Origin of the sequence: Sphingorhabdus sp. EL138 (assembly GCF_900258045.1) — a bacterium.
Taxonomy (GTDB): domain Bacteria; phylum Pseudomonadota; class Alphaproteobacteria; order Sphingomonadales; family Sphingomonadaceae; genus Parasphingorhabdus.
Window position 1 is genome coordinate 78,343 of record NZ_OGVD01000001.1, and the last position, 21,658, is coordinate 100,000.

The 21,658-nt window shown below is 54.6% G+C and carries 18 protein-coding genes, 1 tRNA gene and 2 rRNA genes (1 of these 21 cut by a window edge); 2 read left to right on the top strand and 19 right to left on the bottom strand.

Features of this window, described 5'->3' with window-relative positions:
* Positions 1-69 precede the first annotated feature (69 nt).
* The 9 genes from DK507_RS00415 to DK507_RS00460 all read right to left on the bottom strand — a co-directional run bounded on the left by DK507_RS00415 (position 70) and on the right by DK507_RS00460 (position 7,861).
* Complete coding sequence (locus tag DK507_RS00415; protein ID WP_109354043.1) at positions 70-705, bottom strand: glutathione S-transferase family protein; 636 nt, start codon at positions 703-705, stop codon at positions 70-72.
* 253 nt (positions 706-958) lie between these two features.
* The gene (locus DK507_RS00420) at positions 959-2,011 is read right to left on the bottom strand and encodes a relaxase/mobilization nuclease domain-containing protein (RefSeq protein WP_109354045.1); all 1,053 of its coding nucleotides are present in this window, start codon (positions 2,009-2,011) and stop codon (positions 959-961) included.
* Positions 2,011-2,565: a ribbon-helix-helix domain-containing protein gene (locus DK507_RS00425; protein ID WP_254054210.1), complete on the bottom strand. Its 555-nt coding sequence runs from the start codon at positions 2,563-2,565 to the stop codon at positions 2,011-2,013. Before DK507_RS00425 ends, DK507_RS00420 begins: the two co-directional genes overlap by 1 nt.
* Before the next feature lie 155 nt (positions 2,566-2,720).
* Positions 2,721-2,930 (bottom strand): DUF1289 domain-containing protein, encoded by a 210-nt coding sequence (locus tag DK507_RS18180; RefSeq protein ID WP_216822307.1) that lies wholly within the window; start codon positions 2,928-2,930, stop codon positions 2,721-2,723.
* Between the two features lie 43 nt (positions 2,931-2,973).
* Positions 2,974-3,528 (bottom strand): nucleotidyltransferase family protein, encoded by a 555-nt coding sequence (locus tag DK507_RS00435; protein WP_254054211.1) that lies wholly within the window; start codon positions 3,526-3,528, stop codon positions 2,974-2,976.
* 160 nt (positions 3,529-3,688) lie between these two features.
* Positions 3,689-4,012: a DUF736 domain-containing protein gene (locus tag DK507_RS00440; protein WP_109354048.1), complete on the bottom strand. Its 324-nt coding sequence runs from the start codon at positions 4,010-4,012 to the stop codon at positions 3,689-3,691.
* Positions 4,013-4,673: 661 nt separating this feature from the next.
* Positions 4,674-6,467, bottom strand: a complete 1,794-nt coding sequence (locus DK507_RS00450; protein WP_109354052.1) for a ParB/RepB/Spo0J family partition protein — start codon at positions 6,465-6,467, stop codon at positions 4,674-4,676.
* A 180-nt stretch (positions 6,468-6,647) separates the two neighbouring features.
* Positions 6,648-6,863, bottom strand: coding sequence for a hypothetical protein (locus DK507_RS17730; RefSeq protein WP_162558823.1), 216 nt, complete (start codon positions 6,861-6,863; stop codon positions 6,648-6,650).
* Positions 6,860-7,861, bottom strand: a complete 1,002-nt coding sequence (locus DK507_RS00460) for an ArdC family protein (RefSeq protein ID WP_109354791.1) — start codon at positions 7,859-7,861, stop codon at positions 6,860-6,862. Before DK507_RS00460 ends, DK507_RS17730 begins: the two co-directional genes overlap by 4 nt.
* Between DK507_RS00460 and DK507_RS17735 the strand changes: the two genes are divergently transcribed.
* Positions 7,853-8,119, top strand: a complete 267-nt coding sequence (locus DK507_RS17735; protein WP_162558824.1) for a hypothetical protein — start codon at positions 7,853-7,855, stop codon at positions 8,117-8,119. The two genes, DK507_RS00460 and DK507_RS17735, sit on opposite strands and share 9 nt — an antisense overlap.
* Before the next feature lie 391 nt (positions 8,120-8,510).
* On the opposite strand, the gene DK507_RS00465 is transcribed toward DK507_RS17735, so the two are convergent.
* Genes DK507_RS00465 through DK507_RS00490 form a run of 6 tightly spaced genes read right to left on the bottom strand, consistent with a single transcriptional unit; the run spans position 8,511 to position 13,956 of the window.
* Positions 8,511-10,364 (bottom strand): hypothetical protein, encoded by a 1,854-nt coding sequence (locus tag DK507_RS00465; RefSeq protein WP_162558825.1) that lies wholly within the window; start codon positions 10,362-10,364, stop codon positions 8,511-8,513.
* Positions 10,253-11,143 (bottom strand): nucleotidyltransferase, encoded by an 891-nt coding sequence (locus tag DK507_RS00470; protein ID WP_109354057.1) that lies wholly within the window; start codon positions 11,141-11,143, stop codon positions 10,253-10,255. Before DK507_RS00470 ends, DK507_RS00465 begins: the two co-directional genes overlap by 112 nt.
* A complete protein-coding gene (locus DK507_RS00475; RefSeq protein WP_109354058.1) occupies positions 11,144-12,094 on the bottom strand; it encodes a patatin-like phospholipase family protein in 951 nt (316 codons plus the stop codon).
* Between the two features lie 40 nt (positions 12,095-12,134).
* Complete coding sequence (locus tag DK507_RS00480) at positions 12,135-12,956, bottom strand: hypothetical protein (RefSeq protein ID WP_109354059.1); 822 nt, start codon at positions 12,954-12,956, stop codon at positions 12,135-12,137.
* The gene (locus tag DK507_RS00485) at positions 12,953-13,483 is read right to left on the bottom strand and encodes an RES family NAD+ phosphorylase (protein ID WP_109354060.1); all 531 of its coding nucleotides are present in this window, start codon (positions 13,481-13,483) and stop codon (positions 12,953-12,955) included. The genes DK507_RS00480 and DK507_RS00485 overlap by 4 nt, the downstream gene beginning before the upstream one ends.
* Positions 13,480-13,956, bottom strand: a complete 477-nt coding sequence (locus tag DK507_RS00490) for an antitoxin Xre/MbcA/ParS toxin-binding domain-containing protein (RefSeq protein WP_254054212.1) — start codon at positions 13,954-13,956, stop codon at positions 13,480-13,482. Before DK507_RS00490 ends, DK507_RS00485 begins: the two co-directional genes overlap by 4 nt.
* A 146-nt stretch (positions 13,957-14,102) precedes the next feature.
* Here DK507_RS00490 and DK507_RS00495 point away from each other — a divergent pair, with 146 nt between their 5' ends.
* The gene (locus DK507_RS00495) at positions 14,103-18,188 is read left to right on the top strand and encodes a HigA family addiction module antitoxin (RefSeq protein ID WP_109354061.1); all 4,086 of its coding nucleotides are present in this window, start codon (positions 14,103-14,105) and stop codon (positions 18,186-18,188) included.
* Between the two features lie 370 nt (positions 18,189-18,558).
* On the opposite strand, the gene DK507_RS00500 is transcribed toward DK507_RS00495, so the two are convergent.
* The 4 genes from DK507_RS00500 to DK507_RS00515 form a co-directional block, all read right to left on the bottom strand.
* Entirely contained in the window at positions 18,559-19,875 is a 1,317-nt protein-coding gene (locus DK507_RS00500) for a site-specific integrase (RefSeq protein WP_109354062.1), read from the bottom strand.
* A 157-nt stretch (positions 19,876-20,032) separates the two neighbouring features.
* Positions 20,033-20,109, bottom strand: a tRNA-Met gene (locus DK507_RS00505).
* A gap of 133 nt (positions 20,110-20,242) precedes the next feature.
* Positions 20,243-20,357: ribosomal RNA gene (gene rrf, locus DK507_RS00510) — 5S ribosomal RNA — on the bottom strand.
* Positions 20,358-20,533: 176 nt separating this feature from the next.
* Positions 20,534-21,658, bottom strand: a 23S ribosomal RNA gene (locus tag DK507_RS00515); it runs 1,670 nt beyond the window's last position.

Sequence of the window (21,658 nt, forward strand, 5' to 3'; positions counted from 1 at the left end):
TTCCGTTTTCCACCCCAATTTCTGCCATTCGCGTTCGCTTAATCCGATTTCCGTTATGAGTGGGTTCTTTTAACTCAGACGAGGTAGTTTGTTGGGTTTGGACTGTTCAAGTCCTTGTTGCGCGGACAAGGCATCCCACCACCGAAATAGTTGAGGATAAGATTGTAGTAATTTTGCGCCTTCGGGAGCCATCTGAAAGTAGGATATCATGGGCCCTAAATGGATATCGCCTAGGGAAAGTAGGCCCGCTTTGAGAAGCCCTTGATCTGAGACCAAATCGTTTAGCGTTGAAAGAATTTTCGGAGCTGATTTCAAACCCGCTTGTAACTCCGCCTGATCAACTTCCGAGCCTAATGCCTTGTTCAAATATCCTTGACTGGAAACCTGCCTGACAAAAGGCCAATACGCATAGTTATCAACAACGCTGATTATTTGATCAGATCGCGCGCGCTCTCGCATATCCGTGGGTTGGAGCTGCGGTCCAAAAAATGCCGAGTCTATGAAGCGCGTAATGGCGCTCGTCTCGTAGACACGAAATCCATCGTGAACCAGAAGCGGAACCTTCCCAAATGGATGTGCGGGATGACCCGCCTCGGTAAAAGGGTTTACCTCGACGGTGCTATATTCCACTCCCTTTTCAGAGAGCGCAAATCGAGCAATCCAAGTGTATACGCTATAGTTATAGCCGTGCAGTTCCGTTTTCATTTCAGCTAACAATACAGACAATTCTGATACGGGCAACTTCAGAAACTGCGTCGGGAGTGGGCGCTTCGGGTCTCAGGCTGAATTCAGAAGCGAGCCAGAATTCGAGGAGAACTATACTAAAATGATAAAGCCTCGGCTTTCCCGCCCCTCGCTCCGAAAGCAGACAGGCCGCATCCCACCCCAGTTAAAGTCGTTCCGAGCGGGAGTAAATTCTCCTCCAGCACAATAATATTATACTGCAATGCTGGTGATCTCACTGCCTTCGCCCACGATCATTAGACGGCGGTTCTGGCACCGCTTTTTCAGGACCACGAAGCTTCATCCCGAGATTCTGAGCATGGCGGGCGGCAAAAACTTCTGGGGTGGCATTCATGCCCTGATGCTTGCCGAGGAACCGGCGCACGTCGCTAGCAAGATCCCGATCTGCGGTCTCCCCAGTCGCGTCCAGCGCAGAGGCAGCTTTACCGTATGCCTTGCGTATTTCCTGCCACCTGTTCGTACCGGATGCGACAAAAGCTGGCAGTGCGGCCTGACTCCGCGCAACGGCGATAGCCTGTTCGTTGGTGCGCCGATCCGCATCGGTCATCTGGCTACTTGATCCAGCGCGTAGCCGTGCACGCAATTTGACCAACGCCATGCTTGACCCCGCAACCCCCTGCCCGCGCGCACGTCTTGGCGTCGCTTCCGCAGCTACACCGCGCGCACGTAATTCGCGGGCAAACCGTTCTCGCAATCGATTAAGCTGGACCGGGCGGGGATTGAAGCGGGTCCGATCAAGTCCCTCGGCCTGCACTGCCAAATGCACATGAGGACGCGGTGTATCAGTATGGAGCGCCAAGACATAATCGTGATTGTCGCTAAATTCTGCATGAGCCAACGCGCGAACCGCTCCAAGCACCTTGTCGGGATCGGTGCCTGCGGGCATCGAAAAAACCAGCGACACTGATGACACAGACGGTCGCGATCGCCATTTTAGCGTGTCACTCCACTCCGCTGCTCGCTCGACAATATCATCCTTGCTCGTGAGGATTTCGCCGTCGCGTGTTTCGATATCGACGCCACCATTGCGACCGATATATTCAAGGTGGGCTTTGACATGGCGACCGCCCTTCTGACGTCCTGTCACTTTAACCAAAACCTCAGGCGCTCGGCGCACAATCCTCGCCAGTTTCGCCCGCGCGGTTTTACCACTGGCAGAACCGTAACTGGCATAGAGAGGGATGAGCGGCTGGCCATTCGGGTCATGGATATAGCGCACCAGGAATGCAGGGCGGGTCGCTTCCCATAAGGCAGATTCCAAACCCATCAATCAGCAACCGTCCAATAGCTTGCATCGCCCTGCATGGCTTCCCCGACGGCTGCAACCTGCTCAGAAATTTCCATCCGCATATCAGCGATTCGTCGAAGGTCGTTTTCGATTTTCTTGTCGCCGTTATCCATCATTCGCAGATTGGCAGCCTTCATCGCTTGATTGAGATTGCGGCCAATGCGGAGCAATTGCATCCTGATTGGCGCAAGCTCGTTAAGCAGACCGTCATCGACGCGAGATTTCAAAGCAAGGTGACGACGCACCAATGCCTTTATCCAGCCTGACCGATTTGTTGAACGCTGTGATGCGCGATATTCGATCACTGCAATCTCGGCATCGGTAAAGCGCAACGAGACACGATTGCCTGCGGCGCCACCGGGACGATCAATCAGCGGGCGACCGCTATTCTCTTCCAGCATCTGTTCGATCATCTGCCGCATGATTGCGCTTCGACCACCCCGGCCTACCGCAAGACTATCGAGCGCAGCGAGCGTTGCTGTATCGAGCCTTATGCTAAGCATCGCAGTCGTCGGCTGGGTATTTGTTGCCATTAAAATTGCCTCGTGAAACACAGGCATTGTAATACAACACGCGCCGCTAGGCATATCCTGCAATTAATACAAATACCCTAAAACCCCCTAAGAAAAGCGCATCCAAAGCGGCAATCTTCATCAAAGATGAAGGCCGCTTTGGATGCGCTTGGGGGTTAGGTTTTTGAGTGCGTCCGTGAAGCGAGACTTCTCATACGGGCACAAGATCGCCGCACGATTTCGTGCTGGCGGCTGGCGGTCGCGCTCCCCCATTCGGCGATCTCGGCGATGGAGCGACAACAGCCGGTGCAGACGCTGGCACTGGCGTCCAGCGCACAAATGTCTTTGCAGGGGGATGGTGGTCGGTCGGTCATAGAGTCCGACATGCACTTTTATCCAGACGAGCGAAACCGTGGCAGTGCCGGCCGCTCATCGGACCAAATTTTCAGTTATCTGGAGCTTTGGATATCTTTGCAGCCACTGCTTTTGTTCAAGCCGTTCCAAGAAGACCGACCGTTTCTCGCTTGCAAATCGCCCCGCTGCCGTGAGCCTGAGTTCAAATAAATCATCCAAGCCGAACGGCGCGGCGATTTCAAACTTATCTTGGGAACCGCGCCTAACCGCAACTGCCGTTGCGGTCTCAGGCCAGAAACGCATGGCGTCAGTAGCAGACCTGTAATTCGCGTCGCCATTCCTCTCGTTCATTCGCGCTTGATTTTTGACTGACCAGTTCAGGTCCGATCGGATTCTGCGCAACTCTACTTCCAGCGCTCGATCTTTGGCAGGATTGGAATCGTTCGAATCGAACCAAATCACGTCAATGTCTGCCGTCAATCCGCCGGGTATTCGTTCGTGCAAATTGTCCCAAACTGAATCTCGAACAAATCCAGCACCTATCCAACAGTCCGCCAAATCGAGCGAGCGAACAATGTCCAGCACTTCCCAGCGGCTCGGGTCTGCCATCATCAACTTTTTGAATGCCAAAGTATATCGCATAGGAGCACGACTACATGATTGGGTTTCCCAGCGAAATATGATCCGACCTTCCTACTTTCTGCTCTGTTTCAATAGTAGTAAATCGTCGGTCCAAACGAACACAGCGAAGCCCCGACCGGCAGAGCCGGTCGGGGCGTAGGCGCTTGGATCAGTTGCCGCTCGATGTGCGGGCGCGTGACCAGATGAGGTTGAAGGTCTTGCCATCTTCATCGGCGAACAGGCTGGCGAAGATTGGAGCGTTGAAGCTGGGATCGTCGAGCTTGATCGAAAGATAGTCGCGATCTTCCTTGCTGGTCTTTGACCAGGCTGCCCCGATTTCCGCTTTTCCCACGAATACCCGGTGGGTCGGTGCGTTTTCATTCTCGCTTGGTTCTTCGGCGACGATGGTGACGTTCTTCTTCTGCAACAGCACGGTGACGATTTCGCCGCGATAGTCGTTGCCTGCCTTTTTGAATGTTCCGATATTAGCCATGATACTTCTCCTTGGTTTGGTCGAACCCGCGCTCATTCGCGGCCTCGATGGCTGATTTCAGGCAGGGGCTTGAACCGATGCACCCGCAGGGCCGAAACGAAGTGGAGGACGGTGCAGACCGGGGTTTCTTGTTTCCGCGAGGAATGCGCGTAGCGCAGGGGAAGAAACTTTGGGCTGCGCCGTTGCAGCTAGGGGCAAGAGGCGCAGCCGTCCCCTGCCAATCAAAGCCATTGACGAGGACGTGGATGAGTGCGGCTGGCCAATAACGCCAAGGGGATTTGGCGAATAACTGCCTGCATTCAATGTCTGGCTTATAGACTCCGTCGCAATCGAGTAGCCTGTTTGCGGAACGGAGCGATTTCCTATGCCGACACCAATCGATCACATGAAAGCGTGCTGACTCGCTAGGCCTCGATGGACATGGCTAATCGGGCATTCTATCAATGACCACAGCAATGCCGCGACCATTTCAGGCATCGGGAGGCTCCTAGCGCGCTGCCTTTGCCGTCTGTTTGCTGGTGACGATGGCTCTGCCACCAACAACCAAGGCGCAGCCCTGCCCAATGACGACTGCACCCACAACGCTGCCCCGACCGGCTTTGCCGGTCGGGGCTTTGCGGTGATTTTGAAGCGGGCGGCTGAAAAGCCGCCCACCTATGCTTCAAGCCGCAATTCGCTCATTCTCTTCCGCTGCGGACGCGGCTTCGTCCGTTTTCTGTGGTTCCGGCCCCGATGGCTCGTCCTCCTCCATCAACCACTTGGCTCTTTCGGCGGCAGCAACGGTTCCGACTCCGCCGCGTGTCGTATAGGTCGAGGGCGGAAACGCCATCCAGCGCGGAACCCAATTGTCGATCTTTTCGCGGCCATTTTCGCCGGTCAGATGGTCGCTGATAATGCCCTTCACCGTCTTGGTCTTTTCACTGGCGTTCGCAGCAGCAATGCTGGCTCCGCCAACGTCGCTCAAAAGCGCGGTCAGGATTTCACGATCACGAACAAGATCAAGAAACGCTTCGCCCGCTGTCCAGTAATCCGCCATTTCCACATCAAGATGGACACCCAGAGTCTCAACCAGTTCACTTCCTGCTGCCAGCGTTTCGGCCATGACCACGCCCAATATTTCCATCACCACGCTATCGGGCACATCGAGCAATCGCAGCAACAGGCCGCTCATGCCATTGCGGGTTTCATGGCCGAGGGTAACGGTAGCTTCGTCGGCATCAAACCCCAGCACCGCCAGAACCGCTCGGCGGCGCTCGTCAAAACGAGCCTCCGCCACGCTTGTCTCCATGCTTTCGGTGATCGCTTCCTTGCGGCTGCGCTGCTCCTGCACCTTCACATTCCACAATGGCGAACCACAGATTGCATGGGCGACCATGACGCGCAGCGCGACATAGGGACTGGCTGCGAGTTCATTGCGAACCGCAGCATGGCGATGCAAATCGACATATTCCGCCATAGGTCCGGTGATTTCAGGACGCTTGGGTTTTTCTACAGTGCTGCTCACCTGTCCGGCCTCCCGCGCCCATGCTTCCTTTGCAGAGAGATAGCCTTCGTGGAACGTCACCTCACCCTTGGCGCTCACGTCGATGTAAACCCGCCCACCTTTGCGCTTGGTCGTCTTTTCATGGTCCCAAGTCTGAAAGTAGCTGTCTTGCGGAATGACCTGCACATCGCGCCAGCCAGCTTCGAGATATTCCGCCTTCTTCGCCTCAATCGCCGCAGTCTGTGCTTCCCAGAACTGGTCAGCATCGGCAAAATAGCCATCTTCGGCGAACAGGTCAGACACTACCTGCCCGTTGAATTCCGCCATATCAAAGATCGCGGCGGACGTGAAAATCGACGCGCCTCCGAACAGCCAAGCCTTGAGTTGGCCTCCACGCGGCGCATAGGCTTCTTCATCCCTGAACAAAGCCAGCCATGCTTTTTGCTGCGCCTTGCTGGCCAAGGTCAAATGGCGCACGGTGGCGGCATCAATTTCTTCGCGGCGATAGGCCTTACGGATGGGCGGCAAGAGATTGCCAAGCGCAAGAATGCGCCCCACCATCTTTTCATTCATCCCGAATGTATCGGCAATCTCGCTGGCCTTGCGGCCCTTCTTGACTAATTGGGTGAATTGTTCCCACTGCGTTACCTCATCGGGATTTTCGCGCACGAGATTTTCGATCAAGGACGCTTCCAAGGCAGCGGCATCGTCGCCTTCTTCGAGTATCGCGCAAGGGAGCGGTCCATCGCTGCCGCCTTCGTCGGCCACAGTGGTCGCCGCATAGTAACGCCGCCGTCCGGCGACAATCTCAAAGCTATCGGCGCTGCCGTTCGGACGGACCAGCAAGGGAACAAGAACGCCCCGCACCCGTATCGAGGGCAATATATCGCTAATGTCAGGCGGTTTCTTGGCGTTTCGCATATTCGCCGGTGATACCGACAGTTTGGCGCGGTCTATATTTTCAAGTTGCATTGTCTTTCTCCTAACATTTGACGTTGATGATTGGCCCCGCTCCCGTTGCATACGGGGGTGGCGGTGGAAGCGGGGCCGGTGGACCGCACGGCGGGATTGCCATGCGGGGTCTGCCGCACCCTGATCGCGCAGGACGCCGCAAGGCGGTGGAAGCTGGTCAAAATTTGCAAGAAAGCCATTTCAGAATATCTCGATCTGGTTGCGGCTATTGGTGTCGAACAGGCTGTGATCGGCCGGTCGCTGGGCCTTCTTGGGTTCCATCGGCGCGTTGGCGCGCATCGCCAGCCTCTGGGCTGGCGTGATCGGCGCAACACCGGACACCAAGGTCTGGACGCCGATGGGCGTCTGCTCCGCTTCAAGCGGCGCGGCGGTATGGTCGGGCGCTTCCCTGCTCATGCCGCGCGCTCCGAGCGCAGCGGCATCTGATCGGTAAACGCCAAAAGAAAATCTGCCGCCTTGCTGGCCTGACTGGCGGCTTTGAAAATGGCGCGGTTATCCTGCCGCAACATCGCCAGCCATGAGCCGAGATAATCGGCATGGCGCACGGTCGGCACGATACCGAGCGCAGCACAGAGAAAAGCCGAAGCCAGTTCAGCGCACAGTTCTTCCCGCGCATAGAGCGCCGTCCCGAAACTGCCGGACTGGTCGCGGCCAAGGCGGGTCTTGTGTCCCGTCCAGTGACCGAGTTCATGCAGAGCGGTGCGGTAATAGTCGATCTGATGGGTGAAAGCGGGTTGCGGCGGAACCTGCACATAGTCCGCGCCGACATTGTAATAGGCTTTGGTCCCACCTGTCCGAAAATCTGCTTGCGTTGCTGCAATCAGAGCCTCGGCCTGATCTTGCAATTCGCGTGTCGGCAAAGGTGCGGGTTCGCTGGTCAGCCTCTGGAGCAAGCCATCACACTGTGCCGCATTGAACACGGTAAAGCGTTTGAGAAACGGAATCGAGCGGGGCTTGTCGCCCTCGCCTTCCTGTTTCCTGTCTTCGTCGGGCGTGAAGCGGTCAGCGTAAAATATCGTCCGGCCCTTCTCGCCCTTGCGGACGCATCCGCCAGCGGCCAAGGCTTGGCGGAATGTCAGCCAGTCCTGCGAGGGATAACCGCCATCAATGACAGCGCCCCAGAGAATAAGAATATTGATGCCCGAATAGTGCCGCCCCGTAATCGCATTGCGCGGCAAGCCGGTGACAGCGTTCCCGCTGTTCCAAGGCTTCACCCAAGGGAAAACTCCTTCTTCCAGCTGCGCGATAATCTGCGCGGTTACTTCATCATAGAGAGACACTTTCTGCCCAGCACTGCCGCCACCGCGCGTTTTTCGCGCGGCGCGCGATGCGCGCTTTCCTTGTGTTGTCCTGCTCGTGCTGTTTTCACTGACTGTAGAATTTCCATGCAACATAACCGCCTCCATCACCCCAAAACTGCCGCACCCGGCCCCGGAGAGGCAGGGTGGGCGGCAAGAGCGACCAGAAAGGCCCGCCGCGGTCAGGCGCACCTGCAAGGCTGTAACGAAGTGAAAGACCCGGTCTTGAAAGGCCGGGTTGCGGCTGACCGCGGCGGGCCTAGCCGGGAGCGCCGCCCTCCCCGACTCGTCGGAGCCGGAAAACAACGCCGGCGCACCCGCGCCGTCCATATCAATCGCTATCCATTGTTATGAATTCAGCCGCGAAGCGGCCCAGCAAAGACGGCACCCTTGCACGGCGCGACGCCGACCGGTGGTGCGCGCGCGCATCCGTGCGCCAGCGCCCACCGGGCAAGGAGAGAGGCAAGAGTGCCTGCGGGTCAGAACAAAAAAGCCGCACCCTCAAGGAGCGCAGCGGGAAAGAGTGCGACTATAAAAAATCCCGCTCATTATCCGGGGCGTTGCGGGGTGTCCCCGCAGAAGGGGTAGCCGGAGACAGCGTAGCGGCTCAGGCTCAGGGGAAGGCCTTCCCCTAAAAACTGATCAATAGTCTATCGTTCGATAATTTCGTCTCTGAACACTCAGGGCGCAACTCTTCGAATCTCTGTCGATCATTTATATTCAAGTCGCTTCGAGGGACAAAAGCCTACCTCCGTCCCTTCTTAGGCTGTTTGAAGTAACTGTCATTCATGTTCGGATTTTGCGCAAATCGCTCGGTGATCAAGACTATTCTGCCGACCTCGGTTGGTTCATTTTCAATGCGATCAAGCGCTTTGTTGATCCGTTCGCATTGATCTTCAAGCACGTAAAAACGGTGTTTGGTGAGAAAGTTCCTTACCTTATGGCAGCTTTCGAGATCGGACGCTTCGAGGTCGACAACTGCTCGCTCGATTTCTGCGCGGTCAACTTGCTTTCTCAGCAAGGGAACAATGTCGAGCGTTCCATCCTCGGAAAGAACCATCGCCATTCTGCCCTGAGAGCCATCTCCGACATATCTCACGGCAGAATTGTAGCGCGATCCCCGTTCCGGCGTGCATTCGGCGTTGGCACTTCCATCGAGAATGATACCGACCGCATGACAAACACAATCTGGATCGGCGATTATCGTGCCGTCAATGCTCGTTGCGCGTTCCAGGAGTTCCTTATTGAGCGCTGCCGGTACAATTTGTGTGCCTTGTGACTTCAGCCGCTCGGCCTCTTCAGCCGCATCATCGGCAAAGACGATCATGCTTCCGCGGCCAAGTTGAAACAAAATATCCATGACGTTCTTCGCCCTGGCGATTGAAGCTTCCGAGATGTTCTCGAAAATGCGCGTCATGTTTTCTGCCAGCCGCTCATTTGAAATTGGCTCTTTCGGCAGCGCCGGTCTGCCTGCGCGCATATGCATAAGAACATTGCGGCCACGGCGTAAGTCCCACTGGTGCCGATCAACAACATCAATGGCATAAGGTTCGCTGCTGATATCCGAGGTGGAGCCGAGTCCGTAGACTGTATCATAACCGCTGATGAGCGCCGTCTCCCGGGTCGCCATCTGCAGCAATTTTCGTAGCCATCGCACCTGACGCAGCGGAACTGGGTTGGACAGGCGTAGAACATGGTCGAGGTTGGGGTCATCCGCAGCCGCCAGAATAATACGTCCCCGGCATATCTGCCCTTCGTACATAAGTTTGGTCACCTGCTCGAGCGGTTCGAAAAGGCCCTGATTCATAGCGTTGCCTGCAATAAACGGCACGCGCATCAAGCTCTTTGCGGCTCGGACTGCAATTTCCTCCGCTTCGAGCTGCATATCGTTCCCGAGAGTGCGCCCAGGATCCGGCCATGAGCGATATGTTTCGTATTCAGCTTGGCGAAGTATTTTCCGGACGCACTCCATCAGCAAATTTGTTTCAGCTTCCTCCTGCATCCAGCGATATCGTATGACCGGATGCACTGCCAAACTGTCTTGCGGAATTTGGATGACCGTTACGACATAATGGTCGGCAACGGGGGCTGCCAAGGAAGCGAAACTGCGTAGTCCACTGCGCTGATCTTCCGAAGCCAGCAGCGCTAAAACTTCCTCAGTGATTACTTGGCGGCGGATGTTTTCAGGCTGTTCCTTGGTGGTTACTGGATCGCCGTAAAACATCTGCTGATTGGGGTGTTTGGGTATACCCTCTACAACGCGCTCGGGCAGAGAAGAAAAGAAACCCTGATCCGGCCGACCGGTCTCGGGCTCCACGCAGACCTCATGCTGAACATCTTCATCGGACATAGCCAGTCCGACCAGAAAAACCTTTGGTTTTCCTTCAAACCCGATCGTATCGAATACACTCTGTGTTAGAATCTCGTAATGGATCCGGAAGTGTTCCTGATAGCCCCACATGAACTGATTGATCGTCTTCAAGTTTCTTACCACTCCTTCCAGAATCGTACGGCGGCGCTTAAAAAGGCATCGAGGTTTTCCGCTCGCCAGGTAACCGGCGATGTTGGGTGGAGCAGGAAATATTGTTTGTTTGCGCAAACCAGCTTGGCTTTGTCTGATCCCAGCAGCCAGTTGATGCAACCGACAACGGAGTCCTCATAACTTGTCCCGAAATAGGTTGCAGGAACGTTGTAAAGCATACCCTCGACAAAATAGGAGGGAGCCAATCCAGCCGCGATGTAACCATCCTGGATCATGCGGTTGCGCATATTCTTGAAAATCCGCACGGTCGGCTTGAACCATTGGTTGGTATCAGCGTGCTTGGTTACGCAATTGGCGGAATGTATTTTGGGATAGTTGACTATCTGCCTGTCGGACGAGTCCCAGAAGCAAAGACCCTCAGTATATGACTGATCAGCGGCTCCCCGATACCGCCAATATTTTCGGTATTGAGCGGCGACCAAAACATCGGCATCGCGCCGACCTCCATTGCCACCGACAAAGATTGCCTTGTTACCGGTTTCGACCAGATTGCCGTATTTGGCCAGAAGAACCGCGAGAACGTCGCGCTTGAAATCGGCATAGGTGTATTCCGCAGAAGAGAATGCTGCGTTGTATAATTCCAGATCGCCGGGCGGCAGTTCGCCGACGTCCTTGTAGAATACGGAGTCGATCTGCATGACGATATCGACATCGCTATCGGCCCAGATATTCGTGCTGTTGCCATATGATCCTTGCAGGAAACTCTTGTGAAGCCGCTTGGCATATGGGGTCGCCGGAGCCTCCAGCACATTTTTGAGGCTTTGATAGGTGCTACTGGACTGTGTGATCGAACCTTGATGCGACCATGTCTCAAGCTGATTTTGGGGAATGGCCATTCAGGAACTTTCGACAGACAGAAATTCGGAAAGTGTGTCTTCGTGCTGTGCGAAAGACTCCGCGCCGAGTTGCCGAAGCGTGTTGAGTTTATCGAGATCGTGTTCGAACATGTCGGTCGCAAGTTCAGGCCGCTCGAACGTATCGCTTATCCGGACGGTGTGGACGTTCTTAAACAGTATCTGGCGGAGCTGATCCATCGACTGGGTGTTTATCTCCAGTGTCTTTTGCAGCAGTTGCACGCTTAGGAGATGCTTTGCCCATCGCGCTGGGTTCAAAAAGGAACGTTTCGGTTCCGGATATACGCCCACGCCAATGCTCACGACTCTGATATCTTCTGGCGAAGCATTAAGTGCCGAAGCGGCATCCGCCAGAGCATAGAGCGTTGGATTGTTGGCGCAATATCCCCCATCGAGCAGTTCAATCTGGTCACCGGCAGAGGTGGTGACCATCTTGCGTTCGAAAAATGGGTAGGCTGAGCACGACGCCTGCACGGCATCGCTTATGGTGATGCCAAATCCAGGAACAAAAGTGGCGGCACGCCCATGCGCCTGTCCCGGATCACCCTTGAATATCATCGGACGTTCCGATTGCCACTTGGCCGCTACGATACCGAGACCGGTTTTCAGACTGTCAAATTTCAATTCGCCGAACACTTTTTCAGCCAGCGTTTTCAACGCCTCCGATTTCTTGGCCTTGCCCTTGTGCTTCATGATTTCGGGCACATTGTCCCTGTACAGGTCGTGGATCTCGTCGACGTCTTTCCCCAGCGCAATTAACGCAGCGATTATCGCTCCCGTGCTTGTGCCGAAAACAAGATCGAACCGCTCGTGCAGGCGGCAACCAATCATCGCTTCAATTTCCCGGAGAACGCCGAGCGTATAGAAGCCCTTAGCTCCTCCACCATCAAGGCAAAGTACTCGCAACAATTTATCGGGCTTTTCCTCTTCCATCAGCGCACCCTAACAATCCAGTGCATGATGATGCCAGCCTTTATTCGTAATGTGTATTTTCGTTTTCGTCTATCGTTACCCCGGGAGCGAGACGAAGCGCCTGACCGCAATCGCGGCACTTCCATCGCGTACCGGCGACCAGCTCTCTTTCCCAAAGCGGGAAACTGCCGCTGCAACCTTCAACCGGACATGGCACATCTTGCATCCGGGGTTCGAAATTCACCTTGCGATTCCCAATATCGGTCAGAGTGTAGCTGGCATTGCAATCCCAGCATTGAACCACTCGAGGCTCACCGTCCCGATCCAGCCTCCGGCGAATAATGGAGCCGCAGTCATGACACTCAATTTCGCCGCGATTCGCCATCGATGAATTCCATATTTTGGAATCAAGAACGATGTCGGCCGCTTCGACAATAGCGTCACAACGTTTGCGCAGTTTTTCGAGATCGTGCGTCTTGCCGCGATAGAGTTGGTCAAGGGTTTCTGTGTGTAAATAGGCGCCGAGCGCATCGTAATGCTTTTTCAGCGTCTTCATGTCGAAAACATTGTCTGTTCCCAGAAGCCGCATGGTTTCTGGCCTCTTTCCGGGAGACGGTTCGCGGCCCATTGAAATCTGAGCAGCCTTGTCTGCATGAGGATCAACCTCCAGCATTCGCTGCATCAATTTCCTGGGTTGCCAAGTCTTCATCGCCTCGGGCCCAAGATCATCGGAATAAATCTTCGATCGTTCGTAGGTGAGAGCCTCCATCGCTTTGCGCAGCTTGAGCGCTACAAACTCCAAATCAGCGTCATCGCCGCTTGCGAGCAGCTCTTTGGCTCTACTCAGATGTTTTCGAGCAGTGGTTCTGAAATCTGGCGTCATTTGCCCTTGGCGGGCCATGAAAGCTGGTTTTCGGGCAGACGGCCACTTGGATCATAGACATTCACCTGATGGGGCAAATCGGGTCCCCATTGCCACAGGATCAGGTTGTGATGGTCCTTCTCAGCGCTCGGCGCGAAACTCGGCACTAGAATTCCCGCGAAACCATCGTCGCGCAGCCCATCGGCAACGAGCCAGGATGGCGCGTCGTCGGCCCCGTAGCGGTAAGTCAACCATCCACATTGAAGGTCTTCCAGTTTGACTTTGTGCTTCTTACGGCTTGCAGATGTGCGCAGATCGGCGATATCTTCGCAATCGATGTCATACTCGCACAGCGTCAACGGCTGCATGCGATTGCTAAAGCCTTGGGTGCACTCGCTAAGTGCCGTTATCGCATCAAGCGCGAGATATAAGGTAGGCTCACCAATGCGATTGAACCGTCCACCTGTGGACGAGGCTCCGTCGCCCGAGATAGGCGAGAAAGACCATGCGGGGTCATGCCCGCGATAGCACCGTCCTTGGAATCTCAAGCAAAGCCGCCGAGCGCAAGATGATCAAGATAATCGCGAACGGCATTCGCTTTGCCGGATTTGACCAACGCTTCCGGAGTCCGGCCATCAAGTGCGGGAATCGGCTGTGAGCGATACCAGGCCATAGCCTGCGCTTCACCGCCGGCCCAATCACGCACCCGGCTTATGATCTCCAGCATTTCGGTCACGCGGCGCTGAGTCTTCGGTGACTTACGGCGATCCGCCTTGGTGAGCGTGGCAACGCCCAGGCCTGTGGTATTGGCAAGCTGCGTTTTGGTCATGCGGAACGTCTCGGCCACTTCCTCAACGTCGACAAAGCCGCCCTTTTTCATGAACCGGCCAGTGAAACCGGCTACGATTGCTGGAGCTCTGGTTGCGCCAGACTTCTCACGAACGGTCGTAAATTTGCCAGAGCGCGCGCTACGTGCGGCACCTTTACCACGTTTCTTACCTTCTGCCTGGGCCTGCGCCATGTCTTATTCTCCGTCTTATATATGGACACTATATGGGACATATTACCAAATTGTGCAAGTTTTGAGTGATTTTCGGTGTGCCGTCACTCTCGAAGATTGACAATCTACAAAAATAGTGTATTGTGTAACGCTACACAGTATAAAATATGACAATCGAGAGCGACATGGCAGAGGCGGAACATCCAGGTATCTATATAAAGAGAGAGGTTATTCCCGAAAAAGTGTCCGTCACTAAGGCGGCAAAGATGGTCGGCGTCGGCAGGCCTGCGCTGTCAAATCTGCTCAATGGAAATGCCAACCTCTCGACGAAAATGGCGACGCGGCTGGAAAAGGCCTTTGGTGTCGATGCAGAAAAACTAATCGAGCTTCAGACCGCCTATGACCAAGCAAAGGCGAAAAAGGGCGCTGGCGATTTGGCTGTGAGACGATTGGTCCCGGCATTCTTAACCATCAAGGCGGCAGATATCGAGCAATGGGCGGATCGTCTCGAAGCCCGCGAGCAATTGGCAGTCCTGATCCGGAAGCTCGCAATTACAACAACGCGCGGCATAGGTCGGATTGACTTTCCTGGCTTTGACAACTCGCAGCGCCACGGTTGGGACGGCCTGCTCGAAACCGATGAAGCTGGGCCTTGGGTGCCAAAGGGCCGTTCCGGCTGGGAATTCGGATGCAACAAGAATCCTGCTAACAAAGCCAATGGTGATTACGAAGCCCGAACGCGAGACCTCCCCGAGAAGGAACGGAAACAGACACACTTCGTCTTCGTCACCCCGCGGAACTGGCCAGGAAAAAAGACCTGGTCAGAAGAGAAGGCAGCCGAGGGAGCTTGGAAAAGCGTAACCGCTCTCGACGCCAGCGATCTTGAGCAATGGCTCGATCAATCAATCCCAGCACAGGCATGGCTTTCCGAACGTCTCGGTCAGCCGACACGCAGTGTCATAACGCTCAACCAATCCTGGAACGAATGGGCCGGTGTGACCGAGCCCCAGATGCCGCCCGAGCTGTTCGACATATTCGTCGAACAGTACGACAAGCGCGCCAGCGACTGGCTTGATTCGGATCCAACCGAACCGCTTACAATATCTGCGGACTCTCGTATCGAAGCACAGGCCTATTTGGCATGTTTGTTCGGTTCTGGCTCCGAACAGCTGCAAATGAACGCCGATCGTGTCGTCATCGTTCGCGATGTGGAGACCTTTCGGAGCTTCTCGAAAACCAACCCGGACGTGATACCAGTGATCGTCGATGATGAAGTCGAGAAGGTCGTTGGTGATGCCTATCGGCGCTTTCATACGATCGTTTTCCGGCCGCGGCATGCCCGTGTTGAACGTGCGGACATCTCCCTAGAAATCCTGCCGGGTCAATCGTTTCGTGAAGCATTGGAAAAGATCGACTTGCCGAGTGAGCAAATTGAAGCGTTGAGCCGAGAATCCGGTGGTTCTCTCACCGTGCTTCGACGGCGCATGTCGCAAATCGAGGCCATCCGGCACCCGGCATGGGCGGCGGATCATGACTTGGCGCGCGCGCTTGCACCATTCGCACTTGTCGGTGTCTGGAACAGCGAATTTGAAGCAGACCAGACAGTGCTGACGCTTATTGCCGGTGCTGCTGAATATAGTGAACTTGAAACCAATATTGCCCGGTTGCAGCAGATACCCCACACCCCTCTTTGGTCACTTGGAGAGTTTCGCGGCGTCACCTCAAAAATCGATGCTTTGTATGGCATCGCCCGGCATCTGACGAAGGATGATCTTGAACGGTTTTTCAGAGCAGCTGAATTGGTATTGTCGGAAGATGATCCGGCGCTGGATCTCCCAGAAGATGATCGCTGGGCGGCAAACATTTATGGCAAGACCAGAAAGCACTCGCGTGCCAGCAGGCGCGCGATTTGTGAAACACTGGTCATTCTCCCGGTTCACGCGGAGAACTTGTTCGGCGACCGGCTGGCGATAGACGCTGCGTCGCGCGTAAGGCAGCTAATCGGTAAACTGATGACGCCGCTCTCGCCTCGACTGCTCGACTCTCAGAGCGGTGATCTTCCGAGCTACGCTGAGGCCGCACCCGATACGTTCCTGGAAATCATCGAGGCCGATCTGAAGCAGTCGGAACCCGTCCTTCTATCGCTGCTGCGTCCAGCTGGGACTGGACCGATGTCTGGGTGTCCGCGCACTGGCCTCATGTGGGCGCTCGAAGCCTTGGCATGGAATCCCGTCTATCTTTCAAGAGTGTCGCTGATCTTGGCCAGGCTTTCCGAGCAACCGATTGAAGACAATTGGGTCAACAAGCCCAGCAACACGTTGGGTTCTATCTTCCGTTGCTGGATGCCGCAAACCGCTGCGCCCATTGATATGCGCAAGGAGATTTTCGGAACGATAGCGCGCCGTTTCCCCGGCATTGCCTGGGAAATTGCGATCGATCAGTTCGATGCTGGATCGCGTATTGGTCACTATAGTTACAGACCAGATTGGCGCCCGGATTCTCTTGGAGCAGGCCATCCGGTAACAGTTGGTGAATCGAGCGAATTTGCCACCTTCGCGCTGGAGATGTGCCTGGATTGGCCATCTCTGTCCGCCAATTCACTTGGCGAGCTTGTTCGCGCGGCAACCGGCCTGCCCGAAGAATACCAGTTCCGGATTTGGGACTTGGTTGATGAATGGGCACAAAGCGATGCCAATCCGGCCGACAAGGCAGAGCTCAAAGAGACGATCCGCCAAACTTACACAACGCGGCGGGCGCAAAAGCGCGAAGTGACCAAAAAGCTTGAAGATCGCTACAAAAATGCACTCGACCTGCTCACGCCTGAAGACCTAATTGAAAAACACCGCTGGCTGTTCAAACAGACTTGGATCGACCCATCTGCGGATGAAATCGAGGATGACGACTTCGACTGGCGTAAGCGGGATGCACTGATCGCCGAGAAACGCGAACAGGCAATCCGCGAGATATGGGATGGTCTAGGAATCGAAGGAATCCTAGAGCTCGCGAATGGTAGCGAAGCCGCCTTTGCCATTGGTCGGGCGCTGGGGTCACAAATTGTCGACCAGAGCGAGGCGATCGCCCCATTGAATGATTGCCTTGACCGATATGAAGAAGGGGTCACCAATGCACTGGAAATTTTTGCAGGCTTCCTCCGTGTAGAGGCCCATGACCATCAAAGGGAGAAGATCGTCGCGGGTTTGCTCGCCGGGTCATCCGCTTCACGCAAAGTAAATATCATGCTCGGCCTCCCGTTTGAGCGGGAAACCTGGGATTGGCTAGAAAAAGCCGGCAAGGATGTCTCGGATAACTACTGGTCTTCGGTGCATCCTGGTGTGCTCCATGATGATCCCGAGGGGCTGGCTATCGCTCTCGACAACCTTGTCGATGCGAAGCGGCCGCGTGTTGCGTTCTCGTTGGCCCGGTTCGATTGGAAATCGATCGATACTGATAGCATTGTAAACTTACTCGATCAGGTCGCGACCTCGGATGAAGAGCCCGCCGGTTCGTATCAACTGCAATCTCACGCCGTAGCAGATGCGTTCAAAGAACTGTCCCAGCGTGAAGATGCCGATAACGATCAGATCGTGATGATGGAATTTCGGTATCTGCAAGCTCTCGACCATACCGACTACGACGTACCGGAGCTTCAAAAACATGTCGGGCGGAACCCGATCATGTTCATCGATTCTTTGGTTGCCGCCTACAAGCGCAAACATGGGGGCGAGGATCCGGAAAAATATACCATGGATGATGAAGAACTGCACAGTCGGCGAGCACAGATGGGGTATGAGTTGCTGCGCAGGCTCAAGCGAATTCCAGGCACGGATGAAAATGGCAGAATTGATGAAGGCAAGCTGCGCGACTGGGTGGTTCAAGTTCGTGATGCGGCAACGGAACTGGATCGCGAAGTGGTCGCCGATTCACAAATCGGCGAGTATTTCGCCAAGGCACCGGTCGGTGACGATGGCGTGTGGCCATGTGAATCGGTCAGGAATGTGCTGGAGCAGATCGGATCTCAGGAAATTGGCAGGGGTCTAAACGTGGGGCTGCGCAACTCCAGAGGTGTTCACTGGCGTGGAGAAGGCGGCAATCAAGAGCGGGATTTGGCCAAGAAATACGAAGATTGGAGTGCTGCCCTTGCACCAAAATGGCCCTATGTCGCGCGCGTTCTCCACGGCGTGGCCAGCGACTATGAGTATCAGGCAAAACGCGAAGATCAGGAGGCCCTCATTCGTCGCAGAATGGAGCGTTAGAAAATTTGTGGCGATGGCTAAATCCCGTCCGGGATTTCTGCAGCCAACATGACAATACCGTTCGATTGTCATTTCGCGAAAGCGGAGCGCGGGACGTGCGTCCCCAAGCGATCCGCTAATGCAGGCTCCTACCCACCGTGCGGTGGGCTTATTGGAGCCTGCTAATTTAGATGGTGCGGGCGGTGGGAATCGAACCCACACTCCTTGCGGAACGGGATTTTGAGTCGAGCGAGACTACCGATCCAAACCTAGCATTTCAGCCCTTTAAATTTCGAGCAAATTTCTGATTGCCGAAATTGACTGTTTATCGGCGCAATTGTGTAAGGTTTTGTGTAAATCACTGCTTATTGCAGCCATACCAATAGCAAGACTAATCGTCTTCAATTCCGATCACAGGGCGGGCTGATGTTTTCAGTCGCGCAGGTCGTTTGGGACGACGGACGTTGATTGAGGCCGCATCAAGGGTACTCTTGATGTGTGCGGCATAGAATTTCTCGATCATCTCTACGCTGGTGCGGCAATTCTTGGCAATTTGGTAGATATCGGCACCCTCCATCAACCGCATGCAGATATATGTGTGACGTAGGCTATACGCAGTGCGCGGCTTTTCGTCCCGGTCACGCTTGAGGTTTGCTCGTTCCAAAATGCCATTGAACAATCTCACATGGTTACCTGGAAAAACAGAATCTCGTAGATCGGGATATTCCAATTCCGGTGGATCTTCAGAAAGGGGCGGTAACCCCGCCTTGCGGCGGCGCTGTTTCTCACGGCGGCTTTCAGTCTTCACAGGCTTAGGCCGATTGAGCAAACGCTCATATGGCCTCACTGCGCTCGGCATAGATTTGCAATAGCCTACGCCGCGTTTGCCGCGAACCTCGATTTCAAGGATCGTTTCACCACTCGCATCATCCTCGACAATCGCCACATCGCGATGCTGGAGGTTCTTTGCCTCATCAGGACGAAGGCCGGTGTTGGCAAGGAACAGCACGTAGTCATGTACCTGCTCGGCATTCCAGCGGTCCCGCTCATGGTAGGGGTCACGCGCATAGGCACGTGTGGCTTCATACAACTGCTTATATTCAGCCGGACTAAACCAGGGCCGATGCACTATCTTACCCTGCGTTCTGTACGGCGGTGACAAGTCTGGCAAATGTTCCAGCCAACCATTGCGGATGGCTGTCTTCAAAACCATGCGGAGAGTAACTATTTCGTTATGCAATGTGCTTCGCGCCGGCGGCTTATCCACCAACGGGCGATTGCTTCGCGATGCCGGATTAGGTTCAAGCCTCGATGTCATACGGTGAACCCGGTAATCTTGCACTTTGGCTGGATTAACCTTCGAGACGCCTAGCTCTCCAAAGAATGGCAAAAGATGTAATCGAAGCCGGATTTCGTGGCCTTCGGTCCATTTTTGGCTGCGCTCACCTTCCGTGATGACCGCATATTCCGAAAGGAACTGCTCGGCGGCTTGGGCAAAGCTCTTCTCTGAAAGGAGAATACCCGCATGATCTTTACCACGCAGAGCAAGATACCAGTCTTCGGCAAACTCTGAAGCGAGCGCGAGACTTTCACGTTTGGTTGTGGCGCGTCGTTGTTTACCGCCGACCGAGGCAGAGCATTGCCAGATGCGACTCTCACCGCGCCGATACAGCTGCACTTTACCGTTGAGAACTCGGTGATTTTCCACACGCCGCCTCCGCCTATTGAGATATGATGACCTACAGCTATCAGGTTTTACCGAAAGAGTCAAAATGTGTTAGGTATGTGTTAGCTCTGAAACGAACAAAAGCCCCGGTCTTTCGACCGAGGCTTTTCGTTATGCTATTGTATTTTATGGTTTATGTTGGTTGCGGGAGTAGGATTTGAACCTACGACCTTCAGGTTATGAGCCTGACGAGCTACCGGACTGCTCCATCCCGCGCCACCAATGGAAGCCATATTGCAACAGCTGCCAAAACTAAAAAAGCGGCCGGCCCACTCGAGGGACAGGCCGCTTTTTGAAAAAGTGAATGGGTTATTTCCTCGTGACTACATCTCAATGCGCCTGCTGCAATGCCTGGCGACGACCTACTCTTCCATGCCTTAAGACAAAGTACCATCGGCGCAATCTGGTTTCACGGCCGAGTTCGAGATGGGATCGGGTGGGGCACAGACGCTATGGCCACCAAGCAATGAAGCAAGCGCATAAGCTGTAATCACGGGTCTTTTAATCGATATATCGTTGGTAAGATATGCATGCTTAATCCATGCACATATTACCGTGGGCTGAGCTTATAATGTCCAGCATCAACGACAAGTAGGTTATCCAATTTCTTGGTCCAACATTGTTGTTGATGGCGGGATTCTACAAGCGCGAATAGAGTAATTAGGACTGGTTAGCTACATGCATTACTGCACTTCCACACCCAGCCTATCAACGTGGTGGTCTCCCACGACTCTATGATAACTTATCTTAAGGGAGGCTTCCCGCTTAGATGCTTTCAGCGGTTATCCCGTCCATACATAGCTACCCAGCGGCACGCCTGGCGGCATGACTGGTACACCAGAGGTATGTTCAACCCGGTCCTCTCGTACTAGGGTCAACTCCTTTCAATTATCGACGCCCACGGCAGATAGGGACCAAACTGTCTCGCGACGTTCTGAACCCAGCTCACGTACCACTTTAATTGGCGAACAGCCAAACCCTTGGGACCTGCTCCAGCCCCAGGATGTGATGAGCCGACATCGAGGTGCCAAACGATTCCGTCGATATGAGCTCTTGGGAATCATCAGCCTGTTATCCCCGGCGTACCTTTTATCCGTTGAGCGATGGCCCTTCCACGAGGGACCACCGGATCACTATGACCGACTTTCGTCTCTGCTCGACTTGTCAGTCTCGCAGTCAGGCGGGCTTATGCCATTGCACTCTAACAGACGGTTTCCAACCGTCCTGAGCCCACCATCGCGCGCCTCCGTTACTCTTTAGGAGGCGACCGCCCCAGTCAAACTACCCGCCACAGAGGGTCCCTGATCCGGATAACGGATCTAGGTTAGACACCAGAAAACAATAGGGTGGTATTTCACATTATGGCTCCACTCGAACTGGCGCTCAAGTTTCAAAGCCTCCCACCTATTCTACACAATTCTTTCCTAATGCCACTCTGAAGCTGCAGTAAAGGTGCACGGGGTCTTTCCGTCTAACCGCGGGTACTCCGCATCTTCACGGAGAATTCAATTTCGCTGAGCATATTCTGGAGACAGTGGGGAAGTCGTTACGCCATTCGTGCAGGTCGGAACTTACCCGACAAGGAATTTCGCTACCTTAGGACCGTTATAGTTACGGCCGCCGTTTACTCGGGCTTCAATTCAGAGCTTGCACTCCTCCTCTTAACCTTCGAGCACCGGGCAGGCGTCAGACCCTATACGTCGTCTTGAAGCCGACTTAGCAGAGCCCTGTGTTTTTGCTAAACAGTCGCTACCCCCCAGCTTGT

What these genes read in the sequence shown, in the direction of transcription:
- DK507_RS00415 (WP_109354043.1), bottom strand. Translation starts at nt 705, where the DNA reads ATGAAAACGGAACTGCACGGCTATAACTATAGCGTATACACTTGGATT.
- DK507_RS00420 (WP_109354045.1), bottom strand. Translation starts at nt 2,011, where the DNA reads ATGGGTTTGGAATCTGCCTTATGGGAAGCGACCCGCCCTGCATTCCTG.
- DK507_RS00425 (WP_254054210.1), bottom strand. Translation starts at nt 2,565, where the DNA reads ATGGCAACAAATACCCAGCCGACGACTGCGATGCTTAGCATAAGGCTC.
- DK507_RS18180 (WP_216822307.1), bottom strand. Translation starts at nt 2,930, where the DNA reads ATGTCGGACTCTATGACCGACCGACCACCATCCCCCTGCAAAGACATT.
- DK507_RS00440 (WP_109354048.1), bottom strand. Translation starts at nt 4,012, where the DNA reads ATGGCTAATATCGGAACATTCAAAAAGGCAGGCAACGACTATCGCGGC.
- DK507_RS00450 (WP_109354052.1), bottom strand. Translation starts at nt 6,467, where the DNA reads ATGCAACTTGAAAATATAGACCGCGCCAAACTGTCGGTATCACCGGCG.
- DK507_RS17730 (WP_162558823.1), bottom strand. Translation starts at nt 6,863, where the DNA reads ATGAGCAGGGAAGCGCCCGACCATACCGCCGCGCCGCTTGAAGCGGAG.
- DK507_RS17735 (WP_162558824.1), top strand. Translation starts at nt 7,853, where the DNA reads ATGCAACATAACCGCCTCCATCACCCCAAAACTGCCGCACCCGGCCCC.
- DK507_RS00460 (WP_109354791.1), bottom strand. Translation starts at nt 7,861, where the DNA reads ATGTTGCATGGAAATTCTACAGTCAGTGAAAACAGCACGAGCAGGACA.
- DK507_RS00470 (WP_109354057.1), bottom strand. Translation starts at nt 11,143, where the DNA reads ATGGCCATTCCCCAAAATCAGCTTGAGACATGGTCGCATCAAGGTTCG.
- DK507_RS00475 (WP_109354058.1), bottom strand. Translation starts at nt 12,094, where the DNA reads ATGGAAGAGGAAAAGCCCGATAAATTGTTGCGAGTACTTTGCCTTGAT.
- DK507_RS00480 (WP_109354059.1), bottom strand. Translation starts at nt 12,956, where the DNA reads ATGACGCCAGATTTCAGAACCACTGCTCGAAAACATCTGAGTAGAGCC.
- DK507_RS00490 (WP_254054212.1), bottom strand. Translation starts at nt 13,956, where the DNA reads ATGGCGCAGGCCCAGGCAGAAGGTAAGAAACGTGGTAAAGGTGCCGCA.
- DK507_RS00495 (WP_109354061.1), top strand. Translation starts at nt 14,103, where the DNA reads ATGACAATCGAGAGCGACATGGCAGAGGCGGAACATCCAGGTATCTAT.